This is a genomic window from Acidobacteriota bacterium (assembly GCA_028875575.1).
Classification (GTDB): Bacteria; Acidobacteriota; Terriglobia; order Versatilivoradales; family Versatilivoraceae; genus Versatilivorator.
The window spans coordinates 26,455-38,531 of the sequence record JAPPDF010000013.1 but is presented as its reverse complement, the minus strand read 5'-3'; the positions used below and the strand labels follow the sequence as shown (position 1 = coordinate 38,531).

Sequence of the window (12,077 nt, the reverse complement as noted above, 5' to 3'; positions counted from 1 at the left end):
TCGCTCGAGACAGGACCACCGGCAGCCTCAAGCCCGGCAATGCACCACCTTCAAGCTGCGCGGCGGGATCTGAAGCGAGAAAGTGCCGTCGGTCACGCTCAGTTGGCTCTTTTGAATCAGGTCCTCGGCCCGGCCCGGCCTCTCGGCCAGAGCCACACCCACCTGGGCCGCCGAGTTTTCCAGGTTGAGGACGAACACCAGGCTGCCGCCGGCCGGCGACTCTCGGGTCAGGGCAATCACCTTGCTCCCCCGGGTCGACAGGGGCCGGCGCACCCCGGCAGCCTCCAGAAAGGGTTCCAGCAAGGCCATAGGGGCAACGCCGTCCAAGGCATGCCCGGCAGGCAGGTCTGTGAGAACGGCTTCGGGAAGCCCCCCGAAGGCGGCTCCGATGGGAACCGTCAGCCAGGTGAAGCCCCCGTCGGCGGTCTGCACCCCCACCACTTCCTTGCCGAAGCGGGCGACGGCACGGGTGCTGCCCTGAGGTTCCAGGCTGGCATAATTGCAAGCCTGCTTGACGGTGAATTCTCCGAAATCGGTGTGGATCCGATCCCGCCCCTCATGCAGGTCCAGGGCGTCGATGCGGGAGTAGTCCAGCACCTGGACCCCCAGCAACTCTGCCAGCCCTTCGGGAGGATTGTAGCTGAACCTTCCGGTGGGCGCATTGGTGCCCAGAATCCCGTCGGCAAACAGGTGAATCTCGGGGTGGTCCCGCCTAACCCGACGGATCTTGTCGATCGTCGACTCCGTCAGCAACATCAGGCTGGGCAGAAACACCAGCTTGTAGCCGGACCAGTCCATCCGGGTGGTCACCAGGTCAACCGGAATGTTGTTCTCCCACAGGCTGCGGTGAATGCCGCGGATGAAGCGCAACTGCTGCCCCTTGGCGTTCTCCATCTCCATGATGATGGCGTTGTCGCTGTCGTAGGCTATGGCCACCTCGGCCCGCGGGATCTTCAGCGGCAGGTGGGACTCGATGGATCGAATGGACCCGATAGCCTTTTCGATCGCCTTGAGCTGCGGCAGGGGCTTGCCGCTCATGGTGACAAGATTGAGACCCGGCGCCTCGTGGGTTCCATATTCGGGGCGGTACTGCCAGAAGATGGCTCCCTTGGCGCCGTAGATCAGGCCCATCCACAGACACATGGCCAGGTCCTCGGGAAGTGTCTGCTTCCGATAGGTCATCCCGCCGTGGTAGAACCCCGAATAGATCTCGGTGTACCACCACTGGTGGTTCTTTCCCACCGCCCGAGACCACTGGCTGGCATAGGCGATATTGCTGTACTGATAGGGGTCCTCGCTGGCAAACAGGTTGGTGCTGTGGGACGCAAAGCCCCAACTGTCGCACTCCTGGGCGCATCTCTCGTCCAGCGGGTTGTTGTAGCGGAAACCGTGGCTGTGAAGCTCGTGCTTGGGATCCAGGCTGCGCACGATCTCCACCTGCCATTTCAGGATCTGGGCCACGTTTTCATAGAGGAACTGCCGGAACAGCAGCATGGCCATGAGCAGGTTCTTGGACTGCGGAGCCGCCACGTCCTCCCAGGTCCGGTACCGCATCCCCAGGCGCTCGCTCAACTGTTCCAGGGTGAAGCGCCGTTTCAGCCACTGCTGGTACTTGGCTCGCGTGTGGACGCAGTAGCAACTCCATCCGGGTCGGTTCACGTCGCTGCCCATCCCCTGAAGTCCGGGACCGTCCCAGACCACCCACATGCCCATGGCCGGGGAATCCTTGTAGCGGTTGACCACCGCCCGCAGCACCTCTTCCGAGTAGACTTTCCACATGGGATGGTCGAAACAGTGTCGATTGCCTCCCTGCACGCCGGCGGAGTTGGCAAAGGGCTCGGCCACTTCCCCGGTGTGGTAGACCACCCGCATGTCCGGGTGCTTGCGCATCATCCAGTCGGGACAGGCCATGTGGGTCGACAGCGTAAAGTCGAAGATGACCTTCAGTCCGTGCTTGGCAGCCAGCTCGAACATGCGGTCGAAGTCGCCGAACTCGATCTTGCCCGGCTCCGGAGCCATCCAGTTCCAGGAGGTAAAGGTTCGCACCGAGTCGAAACCGGCCTTCTTGATGGCGGCAAAGTCTTCGTCCCACATCTCCATGGGCGGCATGGGGGCGCGGTAGTACTCCACGCCCACATGGTAGCTATAGGAGTTGTCCGATGGCACGGGGGCGGCGGTTGGCGGCGAGGCCCAGGCCAGCCCGCCGGAGGCAGTCACGGCTCCGGAGACCTCCAAAAACTCTCGGCGGTTCACTGGGAATCTCCTGGCGATTTGAAGAACAGGCGCCTTGCGAGGGCACTCATCCTATGTTTCCTCTCCGGGAATGTCAATCCTTCGCCGGAGGGGTGTTCCGCCCGATTTATCGACGGATTGGCAATCACGTCACAGCCCTCGGGAGGCGGTCGAGATTCAAGAAACCCGTCGAGGAAAAGAGGTGGAAAGACGACGGTTGCATTGAGCGAATTCCCTTCAGGAAACTGCTGGCCCACTCGATCACGAAAGTGGCGAGCGCCCAATCCAAGGCATCCCTAACGGGAGGCCAATCGTCTCTTCAATGGAACGGCGGGTCTGATCGGTCCTTACCGCCCTTGTCAAACCAGGCGCGATGCTATAGGTTGCCACCTCCCCACCGTCCCGCTTCGGCAAGGCGCAATCGAACCCTCTACGCCGCCTTCTTCGAGCGAAAGGCATCAACCGATGAAACAGTCCATCTCCTTGTTTTTCAAGCTCTGCCTGAGCGGCATGCTGCTGGTTGTGGCGGTGTGGCCGTCCTACCGGGCCCAACTGAAAACACAGACAGGCGAGGCCGACTACATCATCGACACGGTCGCAGGAGGAGGGAATTTGGAGGGTCTAGTCCGGCCCTATGGCGTGGCGGTGGACGCCACCGGCAATATCTACTACGCCGATTTCCGGGACCACCGCGTTCTCAGGATCGATCCTTCGGGAGTCATTCCGACCATCGTTGCGGGAACCGGGCCCGGGGACGGCGCCGGAGGGGCCGGTGGATACGGCGGGGACGATGGTCCGGCAGTGGAGGCGCAGTTGTACGGTCCCCGGGGAGTGGCAGTGGATTCAGCCGGAAACCTCTACATCGCCGATTCCTCCAACCATCGAATTCGCAGGGTCGATCCTGCCGGGACTATTACCACTGTCGCGGGGACGGGATCCGAAGGATTTAGCGGGGATGGAGGTCCGGCGGTGCAGGCCCAGCTAGCCGATCCGTCCGGCGTGGCCGTGGACCCCGCCGGAAACCTCTACATCGCCGACCACGAAAACAACCGCATTCGCAAGGTCGATGCCTCGGGGATCATCACCACCATCGCCGGGAAGGACTTTGGGGTCGAAGTCGGTAATCGTGCCTACTGGGCAGTCGATGCGCAGCTAAACGGACCCTACTTCGTGGCAGCAGACGCAACGGGCAATGTCTACTTCTCCGAGACTGCCGCGGACCCCAACGGTTCAAACCCGGGCGGAGGCAACTACCGCATTCGCAGGGTCGATGATTCCGGAATCATGACCACGGTTGCCGGGAACGGGAAGACAGGATTTAACGGGGACGGAGGCCCCGCGGTCGAGGCAATGCTGAATGGACCCGGCGGCGTAGCGACGGATGCCGCTGGCAACGTCTACTTTTCCGATCGTTTCAACCACCGCATTCGCAGAGTCGATGCATCGGGGATCATTACCACCATAGCGGGAAGCGGAAGCTATGGCAGGCACGTACCGGGCGGATTCAGTGGGGACGGAGGAGCGGCAATTGAGGCACGGCTAAACGTTCCCATGGGTGTGGCTTTGGACAGCGCAGGCAACCTCTACATCGCCGATTCCCGCAACCATCGCATTCGAGCCCTGGCGCAACCGCCTGCAATCCCGACACACCTGACGGCCAGGGCTGTATCCTTTCAAGAAACCAACCTGACCTGGCGGGACAACAGCATCAATGAAACGGGCTTCAGGGTGCAGCGCCGCTGGGAAGGCTCGGCGGATTGGCTTGAAATCGGCACGGTGACCGCCAACACCACCACGTTTTCGGATTCGGGGTTGGAGCCTGCCACTACCTATCTTTACCGTGTGCAGGCATTCAACAGGATTGTAGCTTCCGCCTTCTCACACGAGGCTAGCGCGACGACTCCAAGATTGCTACCGCCGACCGTGACCCGCTTCGCCCCCACCAGGGGGCTGGTCGGCACACGTGTCACGATCACGGGAACCCACTTTCTCGGCGCTACCGCTGTACTATTTGATGGAGTCAGCGTCGTCGAGTTTGACGTCCTCTCGGCAACGAGCATCCAAGCCGTGGTCCCCCCAGGGGCCACCAGCGGTCCGATCAGCGTGGTCACTCCAGGGGGAAGAGGTGTGAGCGCCAATTCCTTCACCGTGGCGACCGAGATCCAAAGCAGCTTGTTCGTACCCGTTGTGTTGAGGGCCAGGGGCCACGCCGGTTCCTTCTTTACCACCGAGTTGACCCTCACCAACCGGGGAAGCCGGGACACGGCCGTCCGCTACACTTACACGTCCGCCACGGGCACCGGTTCCGGGAATGCAGTGGATTTCCTGGGAGCCGGTCGGCAACGGATCATTCCCGATGCCATCGCCTATCTCACCTCCCTGGGAGTGCCCATCGTAAGAGGTTCGGCGCATGGCACCCTGAAGATCGATTTCTCCAGTCTCTCCGCCCCTACGGATGCCTCCGTCACCTTGAGGGTCAGCACCCCGGTAGAAGAGGGACGAGGAAGCGCCGGCTTGTCCTACACAGGATTGAGTCCAGACGGGTTGCTCACCGGCTCCTCGGTAGTCGCCGGATTGCGTCAGAACAGCCAGGACCGCTCCAACCTAGCCGTGCAGCATGCCGGAAACCCGAACGACGGGACAATCACCCTGCGGGTCACGGTCTTCTCCGGAGACTCGGCAGCGCCTGGGAGAAGAATTGTACTGCCGGACCGGACCCTGAGCCCGGGAGGGTTCTATCAGTACAACGGCATCCTCAACGCGGCCGGTTTCAAGAATGGTTACGTGACGGTCGAACGGGTGAGCGGGAGGGCGCCTTTCTACGTCTACGGCGTCATCAACGACAATTTCAATTCGGACGGGTCGTTCGTCTTTCCTGTCAGAGTGGATTCCCTGGTGGGCAAGAGAGGGCAAACCCTGCCCGTCATCATTGAAAGCGGAGCCTTCAACAGCGAATTGACGGTCACCAATTTCTCGAACGTGGAAAAAACCGTGGATTTCCGTTTCGTCGCCGATGCCATTCGGACGGCCGATGACTCGGCCAATTTCAGCCTGAGGCTTGAAGCCGGTGAGCAATTGATCCTTCCCCATTTCGTCGACTGGTTGCGCCGACGGCGGGTTACCGGAGTTGGTCCGGCTGGTTCATCCCATGTCGGAGCCTTGTTCGCCACTGTGGCCGAGGGGGATATGGGCGGGATCGTGATCGGAGCCCGGACGGGGGCTCCGGACAACAGAGGCGGGCAATACAGTCTTTTCTACAACGGGGTGCCCCATGGTTCGACCACGGTCGAGAGCGCCTGGATCTACGGGCTGCAACAGAACGCGGAGAACCGCAGCAACCTGGCCCTGGTGAATACGGGTGAGATCGACGATACCCCCGGCACCTTCGAGATCACGATTTACGACGGCAGCGGGGAGTCCCAACCGAGAACGAAGAGCGTGACGATCGGCCCCCGCGGTTGGCATCAGGAAAACGGAATTCTAGGTAATATCAGCCAGGGTTACGTCCAGGTACGGAAGGTCGCGGGCAACAACCCCTTCGTCACTTACGGCGTGATCAACGACGGCGGCAGACCCGGCGAACGGAGCGGCGACGGCGCTTTCCTGCTCAGCCAGGAATAGCCGTGCCGTCGCGGGGCTTCCGGATCTGGGACTCAGACTCCGAAGGGTGCCTGCCTGCCGCAATCCGCTAACCCGATCTCCATTGGAAGGCAGATCCTCCTGCAGAAGGATCGGAAGGCCATTCGGGGCTCCACGCGTCGGATGAGCATTTTGTGGTTCCTCGCCGTGCAGTTCTAGTAAAATGGATTCCCTCAGAAAAATTCGAACCTGTTCCCTCTTCGCTCACGGAGCACCCATGACCATCTTCCGAATCCCTTGTCTCATCCTTTCCGGCCTCATTCTCACCGTCCTATCCGTACAGGACGCGGGCATCCTCTCCGCTTCCTCCCAAGGCTGGAGGACGCTGGTTGACGGCCAGAGCCTGGAGGGCTGGCAGGCCCAGGACCCCTCCAAGCCCCACGAGTGGCACACGGCCAAGGCGGTTCACCTGGCTGGGAAGGAAAACCGCTTCTTTGCGGCCGAGCCCGGCAAGGGGATTTTCGTCAACGGCAAGACCGGCAGAACCCAGAACCTGGTCACGCTGGAAAAGTACGGCGACGTGGACGTCCACGTCGAGTTCAAGGTGTCCTACAAGTCCAACTCGGGAGTCTTCCTGATGGGGCTCTATGAAGTGCAGGTGCAGGACGACTACGGCAGGCCGGACATCCACTTCTCCATGTCGGGAGGCTTCTACGCGCGAAAAATCAACGACGAGTGGATCGGAGGCACGCCTCCCCGCATGAACGCCTGCAAGCCCCCCGGGGAGTGGCAGGCCTTCGACATCAAATTCCGCGCGCCCCGCTTCGATGCCAACGGGAAGAAGATCGAGAACGCCAGGTTCCTGGAAGTCAGGTACAACGGGCACGTTGTCCACGAAAACGTCGAGATGGAAGGCCCCAACAGCGCCCACATGCCCATCCCGGAGGCCCCCAAGGGCCCCTTGATGCTCCAGGGCGACCATGGACCGGTGGCCTACCGCAACGTGCGCATCCGCCCCCTGCAGTAACCTTCCGCCTGCGGTGGGATCTGCAAACAACTGCCCGCTTTTTCCGCCCCGAGCAGGAGCGACCCGGTTGAGTCCCGGAAGCGGGAGGTCAGGTCGTGCTGGAAATGGAGATACTCCCCGTTAGAATGGGCTGGAAACGGAACACAGAGCGTCGCTCTCTTCCCGTTTCAGCGGTGCGGCCGGCAACCGGCCTGGCCACCCTGCTCCTGATCCTGGCCGGCTTGACGCCGGTCCAAGCAGCCCCCGCGGCAACTTCGGAACAGGTTTCCCCTGCCCCCCCTCCCCGGTTTCAATCCGACCTGCTTCCCATCCTTCGGGCCCACTGCCTGCGCTGCCACAACTCCGAAGCCCGGCTGGCCGGACTGGACCTGAGCACGGAAGCCGCCCTTTTCCAGGGCAGCGCCTCGGGCAGCGTGCTGGTTCCCGGCCGGCCCCAGGAGAGTCCGCTCTACCGGAGGGTCCACGAGGGGCTGATGCCGCCGGACAAACAGACAGAACCCTCGCCATCGGAGCTGGCCACCCTCCAGGCCTGGATTGCCTCGCTGCCTGTTGCCGGTTCGACGGAGCATCCGCATGCCTCCCAAGCCCAGCTTCCAACGGTCAGCCAGCGGGACGTCATCCCCCTGATGCTGCTGCACTGCACCGCCTGTCACGGCCAGCGCATACAGGAAGCAGGCCTAGACCTTCGCACCAAGGCCGCCATGCTGAAGGGTGGCAAGTCGGGTCCGGCCATCGTGCCCGGCAAACCGGAAGAGAGCCTGATCGTTCAACGGATCCGGGCCCGGGAAATGCCTCCCAGCGAACGGGAGGTAGAAGCCAGCCTGCGGCCCATGAGTGCCCGGGGGCTGGAGCAGCTTGTCGGCTGGATCTCCCTGGGCGCCCCGGAAGTGAACGGGACGGATCGGGATGAAGAGAACGGATCCGATCCACTGGTAAGCGAGGAGGACCGTCGCTTCTGGTCCTTCCAGCCGCCGAGAGCGACCGTGCCGCCCCTGCCCGGCTCGACCGAGCCGTCCCGGCTGCGCAATCCGGTAGACGCTTTCATTGCCGCCAGGCTCCGGGAAAAAGGGCTCCGCCTCTCTCCCGAGGCCGACCGCCTGACCCTGATCCGGCGCGCCAGCTTCGACCTGACGGGGCTGCCGCCGGAACCCGAAGAGGTCCGGCGGTTCCTGGCCGACTCCGACCCCGCCGCCTACGAAGCTCTCATCGAGCGGTTGCTGGACTCACCCCGCTACGGCGAGCGCTGGGGTCGGCACTGGCTGGACCTGGTGGGTTATTCCGACCGCCGCCACGCCTGGCGCTACCGTGACTACGTCATTGGCTCGCTCAATGCCGGCAAGCCCTACGATCGCTTCCTGCTGGAACAACTGGCCGGCGACGAGCTTGCCGACCTGTCCGGGCAGCCCGTCCTCACTCGGGAAGCCATGGACAACCTGATCGCCACCGGTTTCCTGAGAATGGTCAACGACGTGACCGGCAACCGCTTGACCAACTTCGTGTCCCACCGCATCCAGGTCATCAGCGAGCAGATCCAGATCTTCAGCTCCAGCCTGATGGGCCTGACCATGGGCTGCGCCCGTTGCCACAACCACAAGTTCGATCCCATCCCGCAGCGGGACTACTACCGGCTGGCCGCTCTCTTCAAAGGGGCCTTCGACGAGCACGACTGGCTGCCCCCGGCCATTACCGACGATCCCAACCGTCCCATGCTGGCCAATGAGACACGGGTGTTGCCCTTCTTCACCCCGATGGCCAATCCCTTCCGGCTCCATGAAGAGAGTACCCGGCGCGAATCCCACAACGGCAAGATCAACGGCGAAATCGAATCCCTGCAAGCCGCGCTCAAGCAGAAGGCCAAGCCGGTGGAGGAGAGACTCATCAACCTGAGGCTGGCCGAGCTGCCCGAGGAGCTTCGACCGGACCTGCGCGAAATGCTGGATACCCCACCGGAGGATCGAACCCCGGCCCAAAAGGAGTTGGCCGGCAAGTATGAACAGGGTCTGAAGATTCGCTTCAGTGACCTGGAAGACATCGATCCGGACTACCGCAAGGCATCGGAAGAAACCGCCGGGAAGGTCAAGCTGCTCAGGGCCAAGCTCAGACCCGAACCCCTGATTCGGGCTCTTTGGGATCGCGGCAGCCCTTCGCCCACCTACATCCTGAGGCGGGGTGATCCCATGAGTCCCGGCCGTTGGGTGGAACCGGGAGTGCCGGCAGTTCTGACCCGGGGACATTCTCCGCTGAAAATCACTCCCCCCTGGGAAGGAGCTCAAAAGACCGGCCGCCGCCTGGCTCTGGCCCGCTGGCTGGTGGCCCCCGACCATCCCCTTACGGCCCGGGTGATGGTCAACCGCATCTGGAAGCACCACTTCGGTCGCGGAATTGTCAGCACGCTGGGAAATTTCGGGCGAACCGGCGCCCGGCCTACCCATCCCGAACTGCTGGATTGGCTGGCTCTGGAGTTCATCCGGCAGGACTGGAGCCTCAAGGCCATGCATCGTCTGATCATGACCTCGGCCACCTACCGGCAGAGCTCGAGAGTGACGCCGCTGCACGAACAACTGGATCCCGAGAATCTCCGGCTCTCCCGGATGCCCTTGCGCCGCATGGACGCCGAGGTCCTGAGGGACACCCTTTTCCTGATCTCGAACCGGTTGGACCAGACGCCGGGAGGACTGCCCGACCTGGTCCTGCAGCGGAAGGACGGCCTGGCCACCGCGGTACCGACCCCCGGGGGATGGCGGCGGAGCATCTATATCGCCCAGCAGACCAGCCACCGCATGGGCACCAGCAACCCCACCATCCTGGACACCTTCGACTTTCCCGAGATGACGCCCAACTGCCTGGAGCGCGTCGAGTCCACGGTGGTCCCCCAGGCTCTGCACCTGCTGAACGACCCGACCGTGCGAAAGCTGGCCGACTCCCTGGCCGAGAGGGTGCAAAGAGAGGCCGGCAGCGACCCGGCCCGGCGGATCGAACAGGCCTACTGGATCGTGCTCAACCGGCCGCCGACACCCGAGGAGCAATCCGTGAGCCGGCCAGCGTTGGAAAAGCTCAAAAAAAGCGTGGAGTACAACGGGGGAAAGGAAGTTGCCGAGCAGGCGCTTGCCAAGTTCTGTCACACTCTTTTAAACTCGGCTGGGTTTCTTTATATCGATTGAACCGGCCGAGCCTCGGAGCTGCGGCCTCCGGCAGCGCCGTCCCCCAACACGGTAGACCCTATGGATCCTCATTCCCGCAGGAAATCGCCCATGGGACACCTGCTCTCCCGCCGCGGTTTCTTCTCCAACATGACCGACGGTATCGCAGGTGCGGCCCTGGCCCATCTGTTCAACCGGGAGCTTTTCGCAGACGCCTCCCCGTCCGACGGCCGGAACACGCCCCCCGCCCCTCGGGTGTTCGACCTCAAGCCCCGCCGCCCCCATTTCGAGCCCAGGGCCAAGGCCGTGATTCACTTCTTCATGAACGGCGGCCCCAGCCAGATGGACCTGTTCGACCCCAAGCCCCTGCTGGACAAGCATCACGGACAGCCCTACCTGGACAAGATGGCCGCCGCCGACGTGCAGGACCTCGAAGACGCCGGGGCCTTGATGCGCAGTCCCTTCAAGTTCGCCCGCCACGGGCAGTCGGGCATCTGGCTGTCGGAACTCCTGCCGCATCTGGCCGGCCAGGTGGACGAGCTGGCCTTTATTCGCTCCATGGTCACCACCACGCCCGATCATGGAGGCGCCTGCTTCATGGCGAACTCGGGTCAGATGTTCCCGGGCCACCCCAGCCTGGGCTCCTGGGTAACCTACGGACTGGGAAGCGAAAGTCAGAACCTTCCCGCCTACGTGGTGCTGCAAGACCCCATGGGGGTGCCGGTGAACGGCTCGCAGGGCTGGCAGGCCGGATTTCTGCCTCCGCTCTATCAGGGAACTCCGGTGCGTTCCGTCGGGTCTCCCCTGCTGAATCTGCGTTCCGAGGTCGAGGAGCCCCGCCCGTTCGTCAAGGCCAGCCAGGATCTGTTGCGCCGGCTGGACCATATCCACAAACGGGGCCGCCCGGGTCAACCTCGGCTGGATGCCCGCATCGCCAGCTACGAGCTGGCGGCCCGCATGCAATTGGCGGCCACCGATGCGCTGGACCTCTCCCAGGAAAGCCGGAAGACGCTGGACATGTACGGCGTGGGGGTGAAGTCCAAGTACCGGGGGCGGACACACCCCATCGGCGGACCCGACTCCTATGCCCGGCGCTGCATCATGGCCCGCCGCCTGGTGGAGCGTGGAGTGCGCTTTGTGCAGATCTATATCAACAACCAGATCTGGGACATGCACAACCACATCGAAAACGACCTTCTCGCGGCCTGCAAGAAGACCGACCAACCCGTCGCCGCCCTGATCCATGACCTGAAGCAGCGTGGCCTGCTGGACAGCACCCTGCTGATCTGGAACGGTGAGTTCGGGCGCCTGCCCATCGCCCAGCATGCCGACGGCAAGGACGCCGGCCGGGATCACAATCCCTACGCCTTCACGGTCTGGATGGCCGGCGGAGGAGTCAAGAGAGGAACGGTCTTCGGCACCACCGACGACTTCGGCTACCGGGCCGTCGAAAACCCCGTCAGCGTGGCCGACTGGCACGCCACCATCCTGCACCTGCTGGGCCTGCACCACGAAGAGCTCTTCTTCGAGCGCAACGGATTGACCGAAAAGCTGACCTCCACCCACGAACCCCGGATCGTTCGGGAAATTTTGGCTTGAAGGGCGGGCCGGCTCTCAGTCCCTCACCAATTCGGCTCCGTTTCGGACAGGTCGTGCGCAACGGAAGAGTCCACCTGAATCGCCGCCTGGGCGGCTATGTTCTTGTAAGAGAATGAATGAAATTCGTTCCCACGGGACTTCTCCTCACAGACATGGTTGGCCAGATTGCTGATGAGTTCAAGTAGTCTGTGAGCATGGCATCCAGGCGTTTGGCAAACTCGGGCAGGGAGCCTCTCGTGGGCCTCAAGCAGTTCAAGGTTCTCCCACAATTTCGCAGACGGGGTGATATTCATCTTGAAGGCAGGCAAAAGACTTCCTTAGACTGGTGGCAACTTGTTTCTTTCCGGCTTCGGCAAGTTTTGGTTGGACAACCGCTTGTTGCTGTTCAAGTCTCTCAACATATTTCATTACTGCCTCCACTTGAAGTGCAGCGCACATTTTGGAAAACTCTTCGAGATTCCCACTTTCCCGCAGCCTCGACGGCGGGGATAATGCACTGA

At 62.6% G+C, this 12,077-nt stretch carries 6 protein-coding genes; 4 read left to right on the top strand and 2 right to left on the bottom strand.

Annotated features, from left to right (window positions below; all coding sequences use genetic code 11):
* Nucleotides 1-27: 27 nt before the first annotated feature.
* A complete protein-coding gene (locus OXI69_02070; protein MDE2664918.1) occupies nucleotides 28-2,253 on the bottom strand; it encodes a beta-galactosidase in 2,226 nt (741 codons plus the stop codon).
* A gap of 444 nt (nucleotides 2,254-2,697) precedes the next feature.
* On the opposite strand from OXI69_02070, the gene OXI69_02065 reads away from it, so the two are divergent.
* The 4 genes from OXI69_02065 to OXI69_02050 all read left to right on the top strand — a co-directional run bounded on the left by OXI69_02065 (nucleotide 2,698) and on the right by OXI69_02050 (nucleotide 11,577).
* The gene (locus OXI69_02065; GenBank protein ID MDE2664917.1) at nucleotides 2,698-5,853 is read left to right on the top strand and encodes an IPT/TIG domain-containing protein; all 3,156 of its coding nucleotides are present in this window, start codon (nucleotides 2,698-2,700) and stop codon (nucleotides 5,851-5,853) included.
* Nucleotides 5,854-6,088: 235 nt separating this feature from the next.
* Nucleotides 6,089-6,838 carry a DUF1080 domain-containing protein gene (locus OXI69_02060; protein ID MDE2664916.1) on the top strand — a complete coding sequence of 250 codons (750 nt, stop codon included), beginning with the start codon at nucleotides 6,089-6,091 and terminating at the stop codon, nucleotides 6,836-6,838.
* Between the two features lie 125 nt (nucleotides 6,839-6,963).
* A complete protein-coding gene (locus tag OXI69_02055; GenBank protein MDE2664915.1) occupies nucleotides 6,964-9,999 on the top strand; it encodes a PSD1 and planctomycete cytochrome C domain-containing protein in 3,036 nt (1,011 codons plus the stop codon).
* Between the two features lie 90 nt (nucleotides 10,000-10,089).
* A complete protein-coding gene (locus tag OXI69_02050) occupies nucleotides 10,090-11,577 on the top strand; it encodes a DUF1501 domain-containing protein (protein MDE2664914.1) in 1,488 nt (495 codons plus the stop codon).
* A 252-nt stretch (nucleotides 11,578-11,829) separates the two neighbouring features.
* On the opposite strand, the gene OXI69_02045 is transcribed toward OXI69_02050, so the two are convergent.
* The gene (locus OXI69_02045) at nucleotides 11,830-11,985 is read right to left on the bottom strand and encodes a hypothetical protein (protein ID MDE2664913.1); all 156 of its coding nucleotides are present in this window, start codon (nucleotides 11,983-11,985) and stop codon (nucleotides 11,830-11,832) included.
* Nucleotides 11,986-12,077: the final 92 nt, after the last annotated feature.